The organism is Amycolatopsis rifamycinica, assembly GCF_000695625.1.
Taxonomy (GTDB): domain Bacteria; phylum Actinomycetota; class Actinomycetes; order Mycobacteriales; family Pseudonocardiaceae; genus Amycolatopsis; species Amycolatopsis rifamycinica.
In genome coordinates this window covers 17,817-37,570 of sequence record NZ_JMQI01000003.1, presented here as the reverse complement: position 1 = coordinate 37,570, position 19,754 = coordinate 17,817, and the positions used below count along the sequence as shown (strand labels likewise).

At 71.5% G+C, this 19,754-nt stretch carries 21 protein-coding genes; 8 read left to right on the top strand and 13 right to left on the bottom strand.

Annotated elements, in window-relative coordinates:
• Positions 1 to 215 precede the first annotated feature (215 nt).
• The 3 genes from DV20_RS01800 to DV20_RS01790 all read left to right on the top strand — a co-directional run bounded on the left by DV20_RS01800 (position 216) and on the right by DV20_RS01790 (position 4,086).
• Entirely contained in the window at positions 216 to 1,850 is a 1,635-nt protein-coding gene (locus DV20_RS01800) for an ABC transporter ATP-binding protein (protein WP_043776044.1), read from the top strand.
• A complete protein-coding gene (locus tag DV20_RS01795) occupies positions 1,847 to 3,592 on the top strand; it encodes an ABC transporter ATP-binding protein (protein WP_043775784.1) in 1,746 nt (581 codons plus the stop codon). The genes DV20_RS01800 and DV20_RS01795 overlap by 4 nt, the downstream gene beginning before the upstream one ends.
• A gap of 65 nt (positions 3,593 to 3,657) precedes the next feature.
• Positions 3,658 to 4,086 (top strand): pyridoxamine 5'-phosphate oxidase family protein, encoded by a 429-nt coding sequence (locus DV20_RS01790; RefSeq protein WP_043775782.1) that lies wholly within the window; start codon positions 3,658 to 3,660, stop codon positions 4,084 to 4,086.
• A gap of 92 nt (positions 4,087 to 4,178) precedes the next feature.
• On the opposite strand, the gene purQ is transcribed toward DV20_RS01790, so the two are convergent.
• Positions 4,179 to 4,856, bottom strand: a complete 678-nt coding sequence (gene purQ, locus DV20_RS01785; protein WP_043775779.1) for a phosphoribosylformylglycinamidine synthase subunit PurQ — start codon at positions 4,854 to 4,856, stop codon at positions 4,179 to 4,181.
• On the bottom strand, positions 4,853 to 5,092 hold the full coding sequence (purS, locus tag DV20_RS01780; protein WP_003056885.1) for a phosphoribosylformylglycinamidine synthase subunit PurS: 240 nt from the start codon (positions 5,090 to 5,092) through the stop codon (positions 4,853 to 4,855). The genes purQ and purS overlap by 4 nt, the downstream gene beginning before the upstream one ends.
• 155 nt (positions 5,093 to 5,247) lie before the next feature.
• On the opposite strand from purS, the gene DV20_RS01775 reads away from it, so the two are divergent.
• Positions 5,248 to 6,822, top strand: coding sequence for a GMC family oxidoreductase (locus DV20_RS01775; protein ID WP_043775770.1), 1,575 nt, complete (start codon positions 5,248 to 5,250; stop codon positions 6,820 to 6,822).
• On the opposite strand, the gene DV20_RS01770 is transcribed toward DV20_RS01775, so the two are convergent.
• Together DV20_RS01770 and DV20_RS01765 are read right to left on the bottom strand one after the other, a co-directional pair.
• Entirely contained in the window at positions 6,819 to 8,315 is a 1,497-nt protein-coding gene (locus DV20_RS01770; RefSeq protein WP_043775769.1) for an aldehyde dehydrogenase family protein, read from the bottom strand. The two genes, DV20_RS01775 and DV20_RS01770, sit on opposite strands and share 4 nt — an antisense overlap.
• A 33-nt stretch (positions 8,316 to 8,348) precedes the next feature.
• Complete coding sequence (locus DV20_RS01765; protein ID WP_043775766.1) at positions 8,349 to 9,488, bottom strand: MFS transporter; 1,140 nt, start codon at positions 9,486 to 9,488, stop codon at positions 8,349 to 8,351.
• 61 nt (positions 9,489 to 9,549) lie between these two features.
• On the opposite strand from DV20_RS01765, the gene DV20_RS01760 reads away from it, so the two are divergent.
• Genes DV20_RS01760 through DV20_RS01750 form a run of 3 tightly spaced genes read left to right on the top strand, consistent with a single transcriptional unit; the run spans position 9,550 to position 11,927 of the window.
• Complete coding sequence (locus tag DV20_RS01760) at positions 9,550 to 10,482, top strand: ArsR/SmtB family transcription factor (protein WP_043775764.1); 933 nt, start codon at positions 9,550 to 9,552, stop codon at positions 10,480 to 10,482.
• A 3-nt stretch (positions 10,483 to 10,485) separates the two neighbouring features.
• Positions 10,486 to 11,256 (top strand): tyrosine-protein phosphatase, encoded by a 771-nt coding sequence (locus tag DV20_RS01755; protein ID WP_043775763.1) that lies wholly within the window; start codon positions 10,486 to 10,488, stop codon positions 11,254 to 11,256.
• Between the two features lie 35 nt (positions 11,257 to 11,291).
• Positions 11,292 to 11,927 carry an MBL fold metallo-hydrolase gene (locus DV20_RS01750; RefSeq protein ID WP_043775760.1) on the top strand — a complete coding sequence of 212 codons (636 nt, stop codon included), beginning with the start codon at positions 11,292 to 11,294 and terminating at the stop codon, positions 11,925 to 11,927.
• A gap of 12 nt (positions 11,928 to 11,939) precedes the next feature.
• Here DV20_RS01750 and DV20_RS01745 read toward each other — a convergent pair whose 3' ends face one another.
• The 3 genes from DV20_RS01745 to DV20_RS01735 all read right to left on the bottom strand — a co-directional run bounded on the left by DV20_RS01745 (position 11,940) and on the right by DV20_RS01735 (position 14,100).
• Entirely contained in the window at positions 11,940 to 12,644 is a 705-nt protein-coding gene (locus DV20_RS01745; RefSeq protein ID WP_200876333.1) for a DUF2334 domain-containing protein, read from the bottom strand.
• Positions 12,645 to 12,710: 66 nt separating this feature from the next.
• Complete coding sequence (locus DV20_RS01740; RefSeq protein ID WP_043775757.1) at positions 12,711 to 13,175, bottom strand: NADPH-dependent FMN reductase; 465 nt, start codon at positions 13,173 to 13,175, stop codon at positions 12,711 to 12,713.
• Positions 13,096 to 14,100, bottom strand: coding sequence for a phosphoribosylaminoimidazolesuccinocarboxamide synthase (locus DV20_RS01735; RefSeq protein WP_043775756.1), 1,005 nt, complete (start codon positions 14,098 to 14,100; stop codon positions 13,096 to 13,098). The genes DV20_RS01740 and DV20_RS01735 overlap by 80 nt, the downstream gene beginning before the upstream one ends.
• A 47-nt stretch (positions 14,101 to 14,147) precedes the next feature.
• Here DV20_RS01735 and DV20_RS43590 point away from each other — a divergent pair, with 47 nt between their 5' ends.
• Positions 14,148 to 14,954 (top strand): SAM hydrolase/SAM-dependent halogenase family protein, encoded by an 807-nt coding sequence (locus tag DV20_RS43590; RefSeq protein WP_043775754.1) that lies wholly within the window; start codon positions 14,148 to 14,150, stop codon positions 14,952 to 14,954.
• Here the strand turns inward: DV20_RS43590 and DV20_RS01725 are convergent.
• The 6 genes from DV20_RS01725 to DV20_RS01700 are packed head-to-tail and all read right to left on the bottom strand — an operon-like array spanning position 14,837 to position 19,646.
• On the bottom strand, positions 14,837 to 15,718 hold the full coding sequence (locus tag DV20_RS01725) for an MOSC domain-containing protein (RefSeq protein ID WP_051735752.1): 882 nt from the start codon (positions 15,716 to 15,718) through the stop codon (positions 14,837 to 14,839). The genes DV20_RS43590 and DV20_RS01725 overlap by 118 nt on opposite strands.
• A gap of 42 nt (positions 15,719 to 15,760) precedes the next feature.
• Complete coding sequence (locus tag DV20_RS01720; protein WP_043775752.1) at positions 15,761 to 16,501, bottom strand: amino acid ABC transporter ATP-binding protein; 741 nt, start codon at positions 16,499 to 16,501, stop codon at positions 15,761 to 15,763.
• Positions 16,498 to 17,262 (bottom strand): amino acid ABC transporter permease, encoded by a 765-nt coding sequence (locus tag DV20_RS01715; RefSeq protein ID WP_043775750.1) that lies wholly within the window; start codon positions 17,260 to 17,262, stop codon positions 16,498 to 16,500. Before DV20_RS01715 ends, DV20_RS01720 begins: the two co-directional genes overlap by 4 nt.
• A 6-nt stretch (positions 17,263 to 17,268) precedes the next feature.
• Positions 17,269 to 18,048, bottom strand: coding sequence for an ABC transporter substrate-binding protein (locus tag DV20_RS01710; RefSeq protein ID WP_043775748.1), 780 nt, complete (start codon positions 18,046 to 18,048; stop codon positions 17,269 to 17,271).
• A gap of 7 nt (positions 18,049 to 18,055) precedes the next feature.
• Entirely contained in the window at positions 18,056 to 18,820 is a 765-nt protein-coding gene (locus tag DV20_RS01705) for an ABC transporter substrate-binding protein (protein WP_043775746.1), read from the bottom strand.
• Between the two features lies 1 nt (position 18,821).
• Positions 18,822 to 19,646: a substrate-binding periplasmic protein gene (locus DV20_RS01700; protein ID WP_043775744.1), complete on the bottom strand. Its 825-nt coding sequence runs from the start codon at positions 19,644 to 19,646 to the stop codon at positions 18,822 to 18,824.
• Positions 19,647 to 19,754 lie beyond the last annotated feature (108 nt).

Sequence of the window (19,754 nt, the reverse complement as noted above, 5' to 3'; positions counted from 1 at the left end):
CTCGTGCGGGTGGCGCGCCTTGTGGACAACTCGGGGTGTGGCTCGGCTGCGCGGGCCGGAACTGTCGGTCGCCGCGAGTAACGTTGAAACCGGGGGTCCCCCGAGGCGGCCGGGGCGAACGGGGGCGGCGGCGAGGGCGGTACCGGGTGCCCGAACGAGCGCGGCTGCCGAAAATCGGTCGCCTTCCTCCCATGCTCGGCTTACCGTCGGGAATCGTGCTTTCCGCCACGTATCCCTTTCCGCCGCTGCGGCTGCCTGGGCAGCCGACCGCGAGCCGCTTCCTGCTTGCCGTGTTCCGGGCTCGGCTCGGGGTCGTGCTGGGGGCCGCCGCGATCGGGGTCGTCTGGGCGCTTCCCGGTGCGCTGCTGCCGCTGGTTGTCGGGCAGGGCATCGGCGCCGTGGGCGCGCACGACGGTGGCGCCGTCGTGCGCTGGGCGCTGGCCGCGGCCGCGCTGGGGGTGGTGCAGACGCTCTTCGGGACCTGGCTGCACTTCCTCAACTACGGCCTGTGGCTGCACGGTGCGGGCGTCACCCAGCGGGCCGTGTCGGCCCACACCACGCGGGTCGGCGCCGGGCTGCGTGCGCAGACCACCACCGGGAACCTCGTCGCGGTCTCCACGACGGACATCAACCACATCGGCAACACCGTCGAGATGACCGGCCGCGCGTTCGGCTCGCTGCTGGCGTTCGTCGTGGTCGCCGTGTGGCTGCTCTCGACGTCGCCGCTGCTCGGCGTGGTCGCGCTGGTCGGGGTGCCGGTCGCGGTGCTCGGCATCGGGCCGCTGCTCGCGCCGCTGCAGAAGCGCAAGGCGAAGCAGCGTGAAAAACGCGGAGACGTCAACGCGCTCGGCGCGGACATCGTGTCCGGCCTGCGGATCCTGCGCGGCATCGGCGGCGAGCGGCGGTTCTTCGCCCGCTTCCGGGAAACGAGCCAGCGGGTGCGGCGGGCCGGCGTCGAGGTCGGCCGGGCCGAGGCGTGGCTGGCCGCGGCGGAGATCGCGCTGCCCGGCCTGGTCACCGTGGTGATCACCTGGCTCGGTGCGCGGCTGGCCGTGGCCGGCTCGATCGACATCGGGCAACTGGTGGCGTTCTACGGCGTTTCGGCGTTCCTCATCTGGCCGGTCAACGCCGCGACGGAGGCCGTTGGGTCGATCACCTCGGGCCTGGTCGCGTCGCGGAAAGTGGTGGCGCTGCTGGCGATCCGCCCGAAGCTGGCGGACCCGGCGACGCCGGTGCCGCTGCCCGGCGGTCCGCTGGAGCTGGTGGACACCGAGTCCGGGGTGCGGGTCGCGCCCGGCCGCCTGACGGTCGTCGACTTCGGGGCCGACGGCGAAGCGGTGGCCGACCGGCTGGCGCGGTTCGCCGATCCGGCCGAGGACGAAGCGGTGCTGGTCGGCGGGGTCCGGGCCGACCACGTCGCGCTCGCGGAGCTGCGGCGGCGGGTCGTCTACGCGCACAACCAGGACATCTGGTTCTCGGGCGTGCTGCGCGAGCAGCTGGCGCCGGCGCGGCCGGGCGGTGTCAGCATCACCGAGGCGCTGTACGCGGCCGACGCCGACGACATCGTCGAGGCGCTACCCAACGGCGTCGACGAGGTGATCGGCGAACGCGGCCGCGAGGTGTCCGGCGGCCAGCGCCAGCGGCTGAACCTGGCCCGCGCGCTGGCGACCGACGCCGACGTCCTGGTGCTCGACGAGCCGACGTCGGCGGTCGACGCGCACACGGAGGCCCGCATCACCGAACGCGTCGCCGCGCTGCGGCGGGGCCGGACGACGGTGGTGTTCAGCCAAAGTCCTTTGTGGACACATGTGGCGGACGAAGTCTTCACGACGAAGGCGGTGACGGTATGAAACGGCTGCCCACGGCGGCCCGGCGGGACGTCCGCCGCTGGGCCTGGCAGACGGCGAAGGCGCACCGGCGCCAGTTCGGCCTGCTGCTGGGGTCGCTGGCCGTGGCCACGCTGATCGGCCTGGCCGGGCCGCAGCTGCTCGGCTCGCTGGTCGACGACGTCGCGGCCGGCACCACGACCGGGCACGTCGACGTGCTGGCGGCGGCCTTCGTCGGCATCCTGCTGCTGCAGGCGGTGGCGCAGAAGGTCGCGCGGATGCGCGGCGCGGTGTTCGGCGAACTGGTGCTGGCCGAGACCCGCGAGGAGTTCGTCGGCACGGCGTTGCAGCTGCCGCTCGGCACGGTCGAGGCGGCGGGCACCGGCGACCTGCTGAGCCGGGCCACCACCGACCTCGGCCGGATCGACCACGCGGCGCGGTTCGCCGTGCCGCAGATCCTGGTCGCGGCGGTGACCGTGGTGTTCACGATCGTCGCGATGGTGCTGACGTCGCCGCTGCTGTCGCTGGGCCTGCTGGTCGCGGTGCCGCTGCTGGTGCCGGTGAACTTCTGGTACCAGCGGCGGATCCCGTCGGTCATGCAGTGGATGCTCGACCGCTGGGCCGACCTGACCACCAGCGTCCACGAGACCGCGGAGGGCGCGCGCACGACCGAGGCGCTCGGGCTGGCCGAGCGGCGGATCGACGCCGCGTACGACGCGCTGGACCAGAGCATCTACGGCGAACGCCGGATGCGGGCGCTGCAGCTGCGCTGGCTGCCGTCGCTGGAGATCAGCTACGTGCTGCCGCTGGCGGTGATGCTGCTGCTCGGGCTGCTCGCGTACACGCGGGGCTGGGCCGGGCTGGGCGAGATCACCACGATGCTGCTGTACGTGCAGGCCATGGCGGCTCCGTTGAACGAGGCGCTGTTCTGGCTGGAGGACCTCCAGGTCGCGGCGGCCGCGGCGCGCCGGATCCTCGGCGTCCGGTCGGTCGCGGTGGAAGACGTGCCGAAGGTGACCGAGGTGCCGCGGGGGCGCGACATCGACGTCCACGACGTCCGGTTCGGCTACACGGCCGACCGGGAGGTGCTGCACGGCATCGACCTGCGGGTTCCGCGCGGCGAGCGGCTGGCGATCGTCGGGCCGTCGGGCGCGGGCAAGTCGACGCTCGGCCGGCTGCTGGCGGGCATCGCGGCGCCGTCGGCGGGCTCGGTGCGCATCGGCGGCCAGGACGTCTCGGCGCTGGCCGACGACGTGCTGCGCGGCGAGGTGCTGCTGCTCACCCAGGAGCACCACGTGTTCTCGGGGACGCTGCGGCAGAACCTGGCCCTGCCGGCCCGCCGCGCGGGTGGCGACTGGACGGACGAGGAGCTGACGGCGGCGCTGGCGTCGGCGGGCGCCTCGGACTGGGTCGCGACGCTGCCGTCCGGGCTGGACACGAAGCTCGGGCCGGGCGAGCACCCGGTGCCGGCGGCGATCGCGCAGCAGCTGGCGCTGGCCCGGGTGGTCCTGGCGGACCCGCACACGCTGGTGCTCGACGAGGCGACGTCGCTGCTGGACACGGGCTCGGCCCGCGACCTGGAGCGGTCGCTGAACAGCGTGCTGGAGGGCCGGACGGTGATCGCGATCGCCCACCGCCTGCACACGGCCGCGGCGGCGGACCGGGTCGCGGTGGTCGAGGGCGGCCGCATCACGGAGCTGGGCCCGCACGAGGAGCTGCTGTCGGCGGGCGGCTCGTACGCCCGGCTGGTCGCGGCGGCGAGTTAGTCCGGAATGTCCGGAACGGCCGGCGTGTTGCTCCCCGGTGGATGACCATCTACCTGGGGAGTGACATGTCGTCGTTCGTGATGACCGCCGCAGAACGCGAAGAGTTCCTGAGCGGGGTGCACGTGGGCGTGCTCGCGGTGGAGCGCGCCGGCCGGGCCCCGCTGGCAGTGCCGGTTTGGTACGACTACGAACCCGGCGGCGAGCTGCTGATCTGGATGGAGCGCGACACGGTCAAGGACCGCTCGATCCGCGCGGCCGGCCGGCTGAGCCTGGTGGCCCAGGACGAGAACCCGCCGTACAGGTACGTGACGGTCGAAGGCCCGGTGGTGGCGAACGACGACCCGCCGACGCGCGAGCAGGCCCTGCGGATCGCGAAGCGCTACTGGCCGGAAGACCAGGCCACGGCGTACGTCGATTCGGCGCTGGGTCTGAATTCGGTGCTGGTCCGGGTCCGGCCGGAGAAGTGGCTGTCGAACGACCAGAGCAAGAGCTGACCGGGTCCGGGGCTGTGGACAACTCACGCCCGCAGCCCCGGAACTGTCGGTCCTCGCCGGTAGCATGGTTACCGGGGGGCCGAGGCCCGCCCTCAAGCCTTCACAAGCGCGTCCACCGCGCTGAAGAACATCCCGAGCCCGTCGTCCGACGGCCCCGTCAGCGCGTCGATCGCGTGCTCCGGGTGCGGCATCAGCCCGACGACCCGGCCGTTCTCGCTGCGGATCCCGGCGATGTCGTTGCGCGAGCCGTTCGGGTTCCCGCCGACGTACCGGAACACCACGCGGCCTTCGCCCTCGAGCTCGTCCAAAGTGGACTGCTCGGCCACGTAGCAGCCGTCGATGTTCTTCATCGGGATGAGGATCTCGGCGCCGGTTTCGTACCGGGTGGTCCACGCCGTGTCGGTGTTCTCCACCCGCAGCCACTGGTCGCGGCAGATGAAGTGCAGCCCCTGGTTGCGGATCATCGCGCCCGGCAGCAGGCCGGCCTCGCACAGGATCTGGAACCCGTTGCAGATGCCGAGCACCGGCATGCCCGCGCGCGCCGCCTCGATCACCGGCGTCATGACCGGCGCGAACCGGGCGATCACGCCCGCGCGCAGGTAGTCGCCGTACGAGAAGCCACCGGGGACGACCACGGCGTCGACGGCACGCAGGTCCTCGTCGGCGTGCCACAGCGGCACGGCCTCGCCGCCGGCGTAGCGGACCGCGCGGGCGGCGTCGCCGTCGTCCAGCGTGCCCGGGAAGGTGATGACGCCGATGCGGGCGCTCACGCGTCCACCCGCTTGATCGTCCACTGCTCGATGACCGGGTTCGCGAGGAAGCCTTCGGCGATCTTCTCCAGCGTCGCGTCGTCGACCGTGTCGTCGACCTCGATCTCGAAGTGCTTGCCCTGGCGGATTTCGGTGATCCCGGTGAACCCCAGGCGGCCGGCGGCGCCGAGCGCGGCCTGTCCCTGCGGGTCGAGGATTTCGGGCTTCGGCATGACGTCGACGACGACTCGGGCCACGGCAGGCTGCTCCTTATTCACGCAGGTCGTGGGTACCCCGCGAGCATAGTTCACCCTCTCGCCCCCCTGGCGGGGCCCACCGAAAAACCTAAACTGGCCGATGGCGCGGCGCTGCGCCATGATGAGTCGTTGACATCTCGCCAACAGGAGGCACCGTGGCCGTCCAGGAGTCCTACGACTACGTCATCGTCGGCGCCGGGAGCGCGGGCTGCGTGCTGGCGAACCGGCTGACCGAAGACCCCGCGGCGCAGGTCCTGCTCCTCGAAGCGGGCGCGGAGGACACCGCGGACGAGATCCACATCCCGGCCGCGTTCGCGTCGCTGTTCAAGACCAAGTGGGACTGGAACTACGAGACCGTCGAGCAGAAGCACACGGGCAAGTCGTTGTACTGGCCGCGTGGGAAGATGCTCGGCGGCTGCTCGTCGATCAACGCGATGATCTACATCCGCGGCAACCGCGCCGACTACGACGGCTGGCGCGATTCCCACGGCGCCGAAGGCTGGGGCTGGGACGACGTCCTGCCGTACTTCAAGCGCGCCGAGGGCAACCAGCGGCTCGGCGGGCCGCTGCACGGGACGGACGGCCCGCTGCACGTCGAGGACCGCCGGTTCACCCACGAGCTGTCGCACGCCTGGGTCGATTCGGCCGTCGCGTGGGGGCTCAAGCGCACCGACGACTTCAACGGCGAGAGCCAGGAAGGCGCCGGCCTCTACCAGGTGACGTGCAAGCGGGGCCGCCGGTGGTCGACCGCGGACGCCTACCTGCGTCCGGCGCTGTCGCGGCCGAACCTCACGGTGAAGACGGGCGCGCCCGCCACCCGGGTCGTCTTCGAGGGCACCCGCGCGGTCGGCGTGTCCTATTTGGACAAGGGCGTGGAGCGGACGGCGCGGGCTTCGGCCGAGGTCATCCTTTCGGGCGGTGCCGTCAACTCGCCGCAGCTGCTGATGGTTTCGGGTGTCGGCCCGGCCGAACACCTCCGCGAGCACGGCATCGACGTCGTCGCCGCGCTGCCCGGCGTCGGCGAAAACCTGCACGACCACCCGGCGTGCGGGATCATCTGGTCCACTCGCGGCACGACGGACCTGGTCGACGCGGCCACGGTGTTCGGACTGGCGCGGTACCAGCTGACGCGGCGCGGGCCGTTGGCGTCGAACATCGGCGAGGCGGGCGCGTTCTACCCGACGAGGGACGGCCTGCCGGCGCCGGACATGCAGATCCACGTGGTACCGACGTTGTTCTACGACAACGGGATGCGCGAACCGACGGTCCCGGGTTTCACGTCGGGGGCGACACTCGTGGACGTCGCGAGCCGCGGACGGCTGCGGCTGAAGTCGGCGAACCCGTTGTGGAAACCGGAGATCGACCCGGCCTACTACTCGGAGCCGCGTGACATGGAGACGATGATCGCGGGGTTGCGGTCGTTGATCGAGATCGGGCAGGTCGGGCCGTTGCGGCGGTTCCTGGACAAGCCGTTCCTGCCGGCGCGGCACGATCTGAGCGACTCCGAGCTGGCCGAGCACATCCGGGAGAACACGCAGACGCTCTACCACCCGGTGGGGACCTGCGCGATCGGCTCGGTCGTGGATCCGCGGCTGCGGGTGAACGGCGTCGAGAACCTGCGGGTCGTCGACGCGTCCGTGATGCCCGTGGTGCCCCGGGGCAACACGAACGCGCCGACGATCATGGTCGCGGAGAAGGCGGCCGACCTGATCCGGGGGCGGTCGGCTTAGCGCTTGCCGTGGAGGATCGTCACGAGCTTCGCCACCAGCGCATCCGTCGAGTCCTTGCGGTTGAACGACGTCAGCGTCAACGGCGCCGTGAACCGCTGCCGGGCGATCGCCTTCGTGCGGGCGAACTCGCGCAGTCCCTCCGGTCCGTGGATGCGGCCGAAGCCCGAATCGCCCACGCCGCCGAACGGCAGCGAGGCGATGCCGGCGAACGACAGCGGTGCGTTGATCGCCGTCATGCCCGTGCGCAGCTTCTCCGCCAGCTCCACCCCGCGGGACTTCGAGAACACCGTCGAGCCCAGGCCGTACTTCGTGCTGTTCGCGCGCTCGACCGCTTCGTCCATGTCGCGGACCTTCGCGATCGTCACCGTCGGGCCGAACGTCTCCTCCTTCACCGCCTCGGAGTCCTCCGGGACGTCCACCAGCACCGTCGGCTGGGCGTAGCGGTCGCCAACCGCGTCCTCGCCGCCGACGACCGCCTTGCCGCCGCGGGCCAGTGCGTCGTGGATGTGCCGCCTGATCACCGAAAGCTGGGAGGGCATCGTCACCGGGCCGTACTGGGCCGCCTCGTCGGAGCCCGCGCGGACGTCCTTGGACTTCTCGACCACCTTCGCCACGAACTCGTCGTGGACCTTCTCGTGGACGTACACCCGCTCGACGCCGATGCAGGTCTGGCCGGAGTTGGAGAACGCGCCCCACACCGTGGCGTCGGCCGCCGCGTCGAGGTCGGCGTCCGCGTCGACCAGGACCGGGTCCTTGCCGCCCGCCTCGATGACCACCGGGGTGAGCGTCTCGGCCGCCGCGGCCATGATGCGCTTGCCCGTGGCCGTCGAGCCGGTGAACGCGATCTTGTCGACACCGGCCCCCACCAGCGCCGCGCCCGTCTCGCCGAAGCCGGTGACCAGCTGCAGCACCGGCTGCTCCGGGACGATCTCGGCGAACGCGTCGACCAGCCACTTGCCGACGCCCGGCGTGTACTCGCTCGGCTTGAACACCACCGCGTTGCCGGCCGCGAGCGCGTACGCGATCGAGCCCAGCGGCGTGAACACCGGGTAGTTCCACGGGCCGATCACCCCGACCACGCCCAGCGGCTGGTACTCGACCGTCGCCGCCTGGTTCGACATCAGCAGCCCCGCGGACCGCCGGTGCTTGCCGAGCACCTTCTTCGCGTTCTTGCCCGCCCACGCGATGTGCTCGATGGCCAGGACGCTCTCCAGCTGCGCGTCGGCGATCGGCTTGCCGGTCTCGTCGCGGACCACCTGGCACAGCTGCGCCAGCCGCCGCGTGAGCACGCCCTTCCAGCCCTTGAGCCGCTCGGCGCGCCCGGCGAAACCGAGGCCCGCCCACCACTCCGCGGCGACGCGCGCCCGTTCGACAGCCGCCTTGACGTCCTCCGCGGTGTGGATCGGGTAGGTTCCGACCACCTCGTCGGTCGCCGGGCTGAGCGAGTCGAAGGTCTCGCCGACCGACGTCGGCTTCGGCTGGACGGCAGTCATCGGCGTCTCCCGTTGGTCGAGGGTCAGCCCAGGTTACGACGTTACTGACACGGTGCCAATAGCTCGTGCGGGCCTCCGCACCAGCATTGCACCGGCGATCGCCGCGGCAAAGACACCGAACAACGGCGTCACCCACAGCGGCAGGGCGCCCACCGCGAGCGACCCGAGGCCGAAGCCGCAGGCCTGCACGGTGAAGCTCAGCGAGAACCCCGCCGACCTGCGGTTCTTCGGCAACAGACACTGCAGGTTGACGGAGGTGGCGGCCACGAGCGGCCCGGTGCAGGCGCCGATCACGGCCACCGACGCGAGCAAACCGGGCCAGCCGAGATCGGCCGCGAGGGTGAGCCCGCCGGCGACGAACCCGGCGAGGAACAGCCGTGGGTCACCGGTCTTCCCGCGCCACGCGTAGAGCGCGCTGCCCACGATGCTCGCCCCGCTCAGCACGGCGATCACGACCGGCGCGGCCGTTTCCGGCGCGCCCAGCCGCTGGACCAGCGGCAGCGGCGCCACCTCGATCGTCGAGAGCAGCAGCCCGACGGTGAACGCGCAGCACAGCCACGGCAGGTAGGTGGAAAGGCGCGCCGCCGGGACGTCGGCGGCGGATTCCACCCGACCGCGGGACCCCGCGCGGCGCGGGACGAGCAGCGCCGCCGCCACGCACGCGGCGGCCATCGCGGCGAGCGGGACGAACGGGCCGGCCAGGTCGAGCAGCGCGACCAGCGCCGGACCGCCGATCAGCACGCCTTCGAGGAGCATCGCGTCGACGGAGATCGCGCGCGGCAGCAGTTCGTCGTCGACCGTGTCGGCCAGCAGCGTCCGGAAGCCGCCCGACAACGCGGCGGCCGAGACGCCGGGCAGCACGACGAGCGCGACCAGAACGGGTCCGGGAGCATCGGCGGCCAGCGCGAGGACGACGTACCCGGCGGCGGTCAGGAGCAGCAGCGCGGGCAGGCCCCGCGCGGGTCCGACGCGGTCGAGCAGCCGGCCGGCCGGAACCGCGCACACCATCTCGGCGGCGACGAAGACCGACATCAGCACGCCACCCAGCCGGTACGAACCGGTCGTGGCGGTGGTCAGCAGGGTGAACGCGAGCGGCGCCATGGTCGCCGGGAGCCGGGCGAACTGCACGCCCGCCGACCAGCGCCAGTACGCGCGATGGGTGAACAACGACATGTCGCCACGCTCTCCCGGCGCGCCGCCGCGGCATACTGATTCGGGTGATAGCGAATCAGCCGTGATCGAGCTGGCCCTGACCGCGGCCGGAAGCCAACGCGTCCGCTTCGCGATCTCGCCGCTGGAGGAAGTCCTGGGCGCGGTCCAGACGCTGCTGGGCATCCGGCGGCACCCCGCGCCGCTGCCGTGGCTGTCCGGCGTGCCCGACGTGCCCGAGCTGACGGCGGTGCTGAGCGCGCGGCACTACATCACCGAGTTCCTCAGCCCGCCGCCGGACGGTCCCGAGACGACCGCCGAAGCGCAGCTGGCGGTGGTTCGCGCGACCCCGCCGTCGCAGGTCGCGCTGGAGCTGGGCATGGTCGACGCGGACCTGTCCGGCCTGCCGTCCGATCCGGCGGAAGCCCGCGACCTGCTGGCCGGCCAGCTGGAGACGGTGTGGCAGGCGGTGCTGGCCCCGCAGTGGCCACGCCTGCGCGAACTGCTCGCGGCGGACATCGCGCACCGGACGCGGCGGCTGGGCTTGGGCGGGCTCGCGGCGATGCTGGCGGAGCTCCACCCGCGCGTCCGGCTGTCGGGGACGTCGGTGCTGGTCGACGTCCGCGCCCGGGAGCGGCTGCCGATCGACTCGCGCGGGTTGCTGCTGATCCCGGCGGTGTTCGCGTGGCCGAACGTCGGGGTGGTGACGGTGCCGCCGTGGCAGGTTTCGCTGCTGTACCCGGCTCGCGGAGTGGCTTCGCTGTCGACTTCGTCCGCCGCGCCACCGGAGCCGCTGGTGGAGGTGCTCGGCCGGACACGGGCGCTGGTGCTGGCCACGCTCGACGCACCCGCGGCGACGACCGACCTGGCCCACCGGCACGGGCTGGCGCCGGCGACGGTGTCGGCGCACCTCACGGCGTTGCGGGGAGCGGGATTGCTGGCTTCGGAGCGGCGCGGGCACCGGGTGCTGTACCGGCGCACGGAACTCGGCGACGCGTTGCTCACGGGCAGACTGTGACGGGTGAACAGAACAGTCACTTGGGAAGGCTTCTACAACACCAGGGACCTCGGTGGCCTGCCGACGCGGTCGGGCCGCACCACCCGCCGCGGTGCGTTCTTCAGGGCGGCCGACCTCCGGTTCGTGACCGCCGCGGGGTGGGCCCGAGCTCGGGAGTCCGGCGTCCGGACCGTCATCGACCTGCGCAACCCCGACGAGATCCGGCCGGCGGCGAACACCCCGACGGCGCTGGCGGGTTCCGCGCAGTTCGCCGCCGCGGACGGCCCGGCCACCCCGGCGGACGTCGACCGCGTCGAGGTTCCCCTCGACGACATCGACGACCTCGAGTTCTGGCGGTACGTCAACGGCGAGCGGCTGAACGGCTCCCCGCTCTACTACCCGGTCTTCCTCGAACGGAAGGCCGAGCGCTGCGCCGCCGTCATCGAGGCGATCGCCCGGTCCGCACCCGGCGGCGTCCTGTTCCACTGCGGCGGCGGGCGCGACCGGACCGGTCTCGTCGCGCTCCTGCTGCTGGCGCTGGCCGACGTCGAGGTGGACGCCATCGCCGCGGACTACGACCTGTCCACCGAAGCCCTGAGACCGCTGTACGCCGCGATGGGCGCCGAAGACCAGGGGCCGGCCATCGCGGCGGTCCTCGCGGAGCGGGGCACCACGACCGCGGCGGCCGTCCGAGCCACGCTCGACGGGCTCGACGTCGAGCAGTACCTCCTCGACGCCGGAGTCGACGGCCGGGACCTCGACGACGTCCGGCACCGATTGACGCACCAGGACTAGGCTGGAAAACGACCACCCGCGAAGGAGAACCACCGATGCGTATCGTCCATTTCGGACACGCCTGCCTGTTGCTGGAGACCGCTTCCGAGCGGATCCTGATCGACCCCGGCACCTTCTCCACCGGCTTCGAGGGGGAGCGGGAGCTGTCCGCCGTGCTGGTCACGCACCAGCACTTCGACCACCTCGACGTCGAACGGCTGCCGAAGCTCCTCGAAGCCAACCCCGGCGCCAAGCTGATCGTCGATCCCGGGTCCGCACCCGAGATCGAGAAGCTCGGCCTCGAATTCGACGTCGCCGATGTGGGGAACGCCTTCACCGTCGGGGACACCTCGATCAAGGCCGTCGGCGGGGAGCACGCCGTCATCCACGCCGACATCCCCGTCATCCCGAACATCGGGTACGTCTTCGACGACGGCGCCTTCTTCCACCCCGGCGACTCGTTCTTCGTGCCGGAGCAGCAGATCGACGTGCTCGGGCTGCCCACCGGCGCCCCGTGGCTGAAGGCCGGGGAAGCCGTCGACTACCTGCGGGCCGTCGCGCCGCGGGTGGCCGTGCCCATCCACGAAGCCGTGCTCGCCAACCCGGCCATGCACTACGGCCTCTTCGGGAACCTCGCGCCCGAAGGCACCGAGGTCAAGGTGCTGGAACGGGCCGAGCCGGCGAAGTTCTAGCCAGGCGGACCGTCAGGCCGCGACCGCGCGCAGCGAGCCGTAGGTCGCGCCGAACGCGCGGTTCTCCAGAGCCACGTCCACCGCGTCGAGCAACGCCTGGCGAAGGCCGGGGCGGGTCAGGTCCGGGGCTTCGACCCCCAGCCGGACCAGGCCGCCCCGGCGGGCCGCCCGCGCCGCCGCCAGTACCAGCGCGAAGCAGCGCACCGTCTCCGTGCGGTGTGACTGGCTGGTGAACTCCTGGACCCGCGCCCGGCGCACCTCGCCGGTCACCAGGTCCCGGACCGCACCGAGGTCCGCGCACAGCCGGAACCCGTGCTCGGCCAGGGCCTGCAGCGTGCCCTGGGAGGCGATCCAGCGCGGGGGTGCGAAGCCGTCGACGGACAACCCCGCGCGGTCCAGCGCGGCCCTCGCGGCGATCAGCCGCAGGCGGGCCTCGTGGGCGGGCAGTGTCGCGAACTCCGCCCGTTTGCCCAGGTACACCGTGCGGTGCGTGGGCGTGACGGTGTGGTCGTAGCCGTGCAGCAGCACGGAATCACCGCCGCGGGCGCGGGTGCGCACCCACTCCGTCACCGGGCCTTCGCCGGTGCGGGCGGCGTACAGCAGCGAGAGCGGCACCTTGCGGCGGTCGAGCTCGGCCGCGAGGTCGGCGCACCGGTGCAGCGTGCGCGGGGTGATTCCCGACAGCGAAACCAGCAAGCGAGCGTCCACGACCACCATTGGCCCGCACGCGCCTGAAACTCTCGTGAACTGCGCAGAACGGGCGGACGACCGTTGCCGGAAGGGTTAAACGCCCTCGCGCAGGCGCTTCACGGCCACCGCGATCCGGCCACGGAGATCGGGGTCGGCGACCTGGCCGTCGGCGACGTCCGCGCGCGCGACCGGGATCCGCGCACACGCCTCCTCGACGATCTTCGCGCCCGCGTACGTCAGAACCTTGCGCAGCGAGTCGTGCGCGTCCCGGCCGCCGGTGGGTGCCGCGACCGAGGACGCGTTGATCCACGCCACCGGCTTGCCGTACAACTCGCCGCCGCCGACCGTCCAGTCGAGGAGGTTCTTGAACGAGCCCGGCAGGCCGCCCGCGTACTCCGGCGTGCAGATCAGGACCGCGTCGGCCTCCCGCAGCGCGGCACGCAGCGACGCCACCTCGGGGTGCAGCGGATCGCGGTCGTCATCGGGGTTGAAGGGCGGCAGATCGGCAAGGCCGGTGTACGTCTTGCTCGCGGTGAGGGTCGCGACGGTCCCCAGCACCGCCGCATTGCCCGAGCCGGCTCGCAGGCTGCCGCAGATCAGCAGGATCACGAAGCCAGTCTGCCAGCGAAAGCCCGGTGATGCGCCGGTACGCCTCGAGGTACCGGTCGCGGGTCGCCGTCACCACCTCGGGTGGCAACGGCGGCAGCGGGGACACGCAGTCCCAGCCGGACGCCGGGTCGACCAGCCAGTCGCGCACGTGCTGCTTGTCGAACGACGGCTGCGGGACGCCGGGCTGGTGGCCGTCGGCGAGCCAGTAGCGGGCCGAATCCGGCGTCAGCAGCTCGTCGGCGAGCACGAGGCCGCCACCGGCACCGATGCCGAATTCGAACTTCGTGTCGGCCAGCAGCAGGCCCTGCTCCGCCGCGCGCGCGGCACCCCGGCGGTACAGCTCCAGCGACGCCTCCCGGACCTCCTCGGCGAGCGCGCGGCCGAGCACCGAGACGCACGTGCCGAAGTCGATGTTCTCGTCCTTTTCACCCGGACGCGCCTTGGTGGACGGCGTGAAGATCGGCTCGGGCAGCCGCGCCGATTCGGCCAGGCCGGGCGGCAGCGCCAGCCCGCACACCGCCCCCCACCGGCGGTAGTCGGCGTAGCCGCGGCCGGTGAGGTAGCCGCGGACGACCGCCTCCACCGGCAGCATGTCGAGCCGCTCGACCAGCAGCGCGCGGCCGCGGACGGACGCGGGAACGCCCGGCCCGTCGCAGGCCACGAGGTGGTTCGGGAGGACGTCGGCGAGCTCGCGGAACCAGAACACGCTCATCGCGGTGAGCACCCGGCCCTTCTCGGGGACCGAAGTCGGGAAGACGCGTTCGAAGGCGGAAATGCGGTCGGAGGCGACGATCAGCAGGTGGTCGTCGCCCACGGCGTAGAGGTCGCGGACCTTGCCCGCGGCGAGCCGTTCGAGGGCGGGGAGGGGTGTCACGCGCTGAACCCTAACGGGCACCCTCCGCCACCATGGATGATGCTGGCATGGCGTACGACTGGATCTCGGTGACCACCGACTACGGCCTGCGCGACGGCTTCGTGGCGGCCTGCCACGGCGTGATCGCGCGGCTGGCGCCCGCGGTGCGGGTGATCGACGTGACCCACGAGGTGCCGCCCCAGGACATCCGGCACGGGGCGATGGCGCTGGCCCAGACCGTCCCCTACCTGCCGGAATCGGTGCACGTGGCGGTGGTCGACCCCGGCGTCGGCACCGACCGGCTCGGCGTGGTCGTCGTCGCGGACGACGGGCTGCTGGTCGGGCCGGACAACGGCCTGCTGCTGCCGGCCGCGCAGGCGCTGGGCGGGGTCCGGGCGGCCTACGAGCTCGCGGAGCCGTCGCTGCGGCTGCCGGCGACGTCGGCGACGTTCCACGGGCGGGACGTCTTCGCGCCGGCGGCGGCGCACCTCGCGCTGGGGGTCTCGCCGTCGGACTTCGGCGACCCGGTGGCGGACCTGGTCGCGATGCCGGAGCCGTTCGTCGCCGCGTTCCCGGGGAAGCTCGTGTCGGAGGTGCTGACCGTCGACCACTTCGGCAACGTCCAGCTGGCCGCGACCCCGGCGGACCTCGAGCTCTCGGGCCTGTCGGGCGCGGTTTCCGTGCACAGCGAGCGCGTGGCGGTGACCACGGTCCTCGGGCGGACCTTCGCCGACGTGCCCGCCGGTGCTTCGGTGCTCTACACGGACTCGGCCGGACGGCTCGCCGTCGCGGTCAACGGCGGTTCCGCGGCCGCCGTGCTCGGGCTCGGACCGGCCCAGGAGTGCACGATCACCTCGTCGCCGACGGCGACCTGACCCGGCCGCAGCACCGCGGCCTTCATCCCGAAGACGACACCGCCGCGCGGGTCACGCCGGTAGGTCGCGAGGGTGCGGATCGGCTCGGGGCCGGCCTTCGCGCCGGTCTCCTGGTCGATCATCGGGACCGTGCAGCGGACGCACCTCTCGGCGTACCCGAACCTCGCCGTGCCGGCGGTCAGCTCGCGGGCTTCGTCTTCGCGGTGGGGTTCGGCCCAGCCGGCGAGGACGATGTTGGGCCGGAAGCGGTCCATCGGGACGGGTTCGCCTCCCCCGGCGGCGATCCGCTCGTTCAGCGCGTCCAAAGAGGACTCCGAGGCGATGAGCAGGGCGTGCGCGTCGCCGAAGGCGGCCACGCCGGGGAACTCACCGCCGCTGACGCGGTGGTGGTCCGGTGTGACGCCGATCAGTTCGGCCGGCCGGCCGAGCAGGTCCGAGAACCACTCATCGGCCGTGGGGTCCTGCTGGACGCCTTCGCCGTGCCAGGCGAGCATCGACACCGGGCGGCGCGGGCCGTCGCGCCGGATGGCGAAGACGACGTCTTCGCGGCCGGGGGCGGACAGCGCGAGCCGGTCGCCGAGCACCCGCGGCCGGACGGCCGCCATGACCGGGTGCTGCCGCTGGGTGAGGATGTCCCCGTCCGGCGTGATGACCTGGAAGACGCGGTCGTGCGCCAGCCCGGTTTCGGTCACCTCGGCGGACGGTACGTCGGTGCCCGCGCAGGACTTGACCGGGTAATGGGTCAGCCGAGCGATTCTCGCCATCTCCGCAGGTTACCCGGGCCGCGGCCGTCGAAGCGTCTCCTTTCAGAGGACCTGCGAGAGGAACTGCTGCAGGCGGGGGCTCTGCGGCTCGTCGAAGATCTCGGCCGGGGTGCCCTGCTCCACGATCCGGCCCGCGTCCATGAACGCCACCTCGTCCGCCACGCTGCGCGCGAAACCCATCTCGTGGGTGACCACGATCAGGGTCAACCCCCGCGAGGCCAGCCCCGCCATCAGGTTCAGCACGCCCTTGACCAGCTCCGGGTCGAGGGCGCTGGTGGCCTCGTCGAAGAGCATCACCTCGGGGTCCATCGCCAGCGCCCGGGCGATCGCCACCCGCTGCTGCTGGCCGCCCGACAACGCGCTCGGCCGGTACGGCGCCTTGTCCGCCAGGCCGACGTCCGCCAGGCGGGCGCGGGCGATCGCCGAGGCCTCCTCCTTGCTGAGCTTCTTCACGCTGCGCAGCGGCAGCACGATGTTGTCCAGCACGCTCCGGTGGCCGAAGAGGTTGAAGTGCTGGAACACCATGCCGACGCGCTGGCGCAGCGCGTCCGGGTCGGCCTTGATCACCGATTCGCCGTCGAGCAGCAGGTCACCGGAATCGGGCTCCTGCAAGCGGTTCACGCAGCGCAGGAGCGTCGACTTGCCCGAGCCGGACGGGCCGATGACGCACGTCGTCTTGCCGCTCTCCACGCGCAGATCCACTCCGCGCAGGACTTCGAGCGTGCCGAAGCTGACGTGGATGTCCCGCAGCTCCACACTGGACGAACGCACCGCCGTCTTCACGAGGGGACCTTTCCGCTGGCGATCAGGTCCAGCTCGTCTCCGCCGCCCGGCTCGTCGACGCGCACCTTGCGGCCGGTCCGGAGCTTCTTGTCGATGTAGTTGACCAGGTGCGTCAGCGGCACGGTGATCACCAGGAAGAACACGCCGGCGGCGACCAGCGGCGACAGGTTGCCGGTGTTCGCCGCGAGGTCCTGGCCGATCCGGAACAGCTCGCGCTGCCCGGACAGCAGCCCGAGCACGTAGACGAGGCTGGAGTCCTTGACCAGTGCGATGAACTGGTTCACCAGCGCCGGCAGCACCCGCCGGACGCCCTGCGGGATGATCACCAGCAGCATCGACTTGGTGTAGCTCATCCCGAGCGCCCGGCTGGCCTCCATCTGCCCCTTGTCGACGCTCTGGATGCCGGAGCGGAAGATCTCGCCGATGTAGGCGGCGGCGATCAGGGACAGCGCCAGGATGCCCATCGGGTACGGGTTCGTGCCGACGACGTCCCGCGCGAGCGTGCCGAGCCCCTGGCCGATCAGCAGGATCGTCAGGATGGCCGGCAGCCCGCGGAAGACGTCGGTGTAGACGCGCGCGGGCCAGCGCAGCCACCACTTGGTGGACAGGCCCATCACGGCCAGCACCATGCCGAGCACGGTACCGATCAGCGCCGAGGACACCGACAGGATCAGTGTGTTGAGCAGGCCGGTCTTCAGCATATCCGGCAGGACCTGGGAGATGTAGTCCCAGTTCAGGAACGTGTTGACGAAATCGTCCATGGGGGACTACTGCCCCGGCTTGAACTCGGCGGGCACGGGTGCGGTGGGCTCGAACTGGTCGTGCACCTTGACCCAGGTGCCGTCCGCGATGACCTTCTTCAGGCCGTCGTTGATCTTGTTGATCAGGTCCGTGTTGCCCTTCTTGAAGGCGAACCCGTGCGGGATGGTCGTGGTGATCGCCTTGGTCACCTTGAGCTTCGCGTCCGGGTTGTTCTTCGCGTAGTCCTCGGCGGTGGCCTGGTCGAACACGGCACCGTCGATCGCGCCGGTCTTCAGCGCGTTGAGCGCGGCGGCGTCGTTCGGGAAGCGGACGGCCTGCGCGGTCGGCGCGTTCGTGCCGAGCCAGGTGTCCGAGACCGTGCCCTGCACGACGCCGACCCGCTTGCCCGCCAACGAGTTCTCGTCGGTGATGCCGGCGGTTTCCTTGGCTTCGATGCCGAGGGCCTGGTAGTTGTACGGCGCCGAGAAGTCGACGGTCTTCTTGCGGGCGTCGGTCTGGGAGATCGCCGAGCTGCCGATGTCGAAGGTGCCGTTGGCGACCTGGCCGAGCAGCGCCGAGAACTCCGTCGCGGCGAACTCCAGCTTCAGGCCCTCCTTGGCCGCAATGGCCTTCAGCAGCTCGTTGTCGAAGCCGGTGTAGTTGCCGTTCTCCTGGTAGGCGTTCGGCTTCGAGTCGCTGAGTGTGCCGACGCGCAGGGTCTTCCCGTCGCCGTTGTCCGAACCACCGCACGCCGTGAGGGCGGCCAGCAGGGTCGCGGCCAGCGCCGTGACCAGTGTCTTCCTCATGCTTCTCCTAACCCTGGAACCCGGCCGGCACCGGAGCGGTCGGCAGGAACTGCTGGTGCAGCTTAAGCCAGGTGCCGTCGGAGATCACCTGCTTGAGCCCGTCGTTGATCTTGCCCAGCAGTTCGGCGTTGCCCTTCTTCACCGCGAAGCCGTGCGGCACGTCCGTGACGAAGCTCTTCACGACGACCAGCTTGGCGTCCGGGTTGTCGGTGACGTTCTTCTCGGCGATGGACTGGTCGAGGATGTAGGCGTCGACCGCGCCGCTCTTCAACGCGGTCAGCGCGGCGGCGTAGTCGGGGAACCGGACGGCCTGCGCCGCCGGGACCGTGCTGGTCAGCCAGTGGTCGCCGACGGTCGCCTGTATGACGGCGACGCGCTTGCCCGCCAGTCCCTTCTCGTCGGTGACCGGCGTGCCCTGCTTCGCCTGGATGCTCATCGTCTCGAAGTCGTAGGCCGCGGAGAAGTCGACCGTCTTCTTGCGCTCGTCGGTCTGCGCGATCGCCGAGCTGGCGATGTCGAACCGGCCCGACGCGACCTGCCCGAGCAGCGCGGAGAAGTCGGTCGCGGCGAACTCCAGCTTCAGGTTCTGCTTGGCCGCGACGGCCTTCAGCAGCTCGTTGTCGAAGCCGGTGTAGTTGCCGTCCTTGAGGTAGATGTTCGGCGGCGCGTCGCTCAAGGTGCCCACGCGCAACGTCGAGGAAGCGCTGTCCGAGCCGCCGCAGGCGGTCAGCGTGAGGACGGCCGCCAGCGCGGTGACGATCAACTTCTTCATGTCACGCATCCAGGTTCTTCACGGGCAGGCCGGGGCCGCCGGGCTGCAGTTGCTTCGACAGCGGCGTGGTCTTGTAGAACTGCCCGTAGATCCGGGCGACCGTGCCGTCCGCGATGGCCTTGGCCAAGCCGTCGTTGAGCTTCTTCAGCAGGTCCGGGTTCGTCTTGGCCACCGCGAACGCCGACGGCGTGTCCTTGTCCTCGGCGGTGTACCCGAGTTCGAGCGGGACATTCGGGTTCTGGTCCAGGTACTTCTGCCCGATGTCCTGCGGCACGACCCAGCCGTCGAGCGTGCCGTTCTTCAGCTGCGCGAAGCCCGCGTTGTAGTCGGGGAAGCGGACGACCTGGGCCCCGGCGACCTTGCCCGCGAACTCGTCCTGCACCGAACCCTGGACGACGCCGAGGCGCTTCCCGCCCAGCGAAGCAACCTCCTTGAGGTTCGCGCCCTTGGCCGTGACGACCGTGGTGAAGCCGGTGTTGTAGCCGTTGGAGAAGGCGACCGTCTTCTTGCGCGCCTCGGTGCTCGAGATCGTCGAGCTGCCGATGTCGAACTTGCCGCCCGCGACGCCGGCGAGCAGGCTGGAGAACTCAGTGCCGACGAACTCGACCTCGAAGCCTTCACGCTTGGCGATGTCACGCAGCAGCTCGTTGTCGTAGCCGGTGAACCGGCCGTTTTCCAGGTAGATCGACGGCGGGGCGTCGCTCAGCGTCCCGACGCGCAGGGGCTGGCCCGCGGCCGAGGTGCCGGACCCGCCGCACGCGGCCAGGGTCAGCGTCAACGCGCCCGCGGTGACGGCCGCGGCGATTTTCGACAGCGTGGATCTCATCGCTTCTTCCAGAGGTCGGCGCGCCAAAGGCGCGAGGAAAGCACGTCAGGTCACTGGGTAGACGTCCTGACGCTCCGGTTTCGTGCGATCGAGATTAGGGATTTCGCC